General features: G+C 42.0%; 1 protein-coding gene. It reads left to right on the top strand.

Features of this window, described 5'->3' with window-relative positions:
* The coding region (locus tag QM830_RS10900; RefSeq protein ID WP_414327023.1) for a hypothetical protein at positions 1-519 on the top strand (519 nt) is incomplete at both ends.

A 519-nucleotide genomic window follows, 5' to 3' on the forward strand; every position in this document is an offset into this window, starting at 1 on the left:
CCGTTTCAACGTCAGTAAGTCAATCAATGTCAACGTCTGAATCCGTTTCTACATCTGAGTCAGCATCGACATCTGAATCAGTATCAGAGTCAGTATCTGTTTCTACATCTGAATCCGTTTCTACATCAGAATCAGTATCGACTTCTGAATCAGCATCTACCTCAGAATCATTATCGACTTCTGGATCCGTTTCAACATCTGAGTCAGTATCGACTTCCGAATCGGTTTCAACCTCAGAATCAGTTTCAACGTCAGAGTCAGCATCGACATCTGAATCAGTATCAGAGTCAGTATCTGTTTCTACATCTGAGTCAGTATCGACATCTGAATCGGTATCGACATCTGAATCAGTTTCTGCGTCAGAATCATTATCGACTTCTGGATCCGTTTCAACATCTGAGTCAGTATCGACATCTGAATCGATCTCAACGTCTGAATCGGTATCGACATCTGAATCAGTTTCTGCGTCAGAGTCAGCATCAGTTTCTACATCTGAATCCGTTTCAACGTCAGTAAGTC

The organism is Streptococcus sp. OMI750 (assembly GCF_047463895.1).
In the GTDB taxonomy this organism is placed as follows: Bacteria; Bacillota; Bacilli; order Lactobacillales; family Streptococcaceae; genus Streptococcus.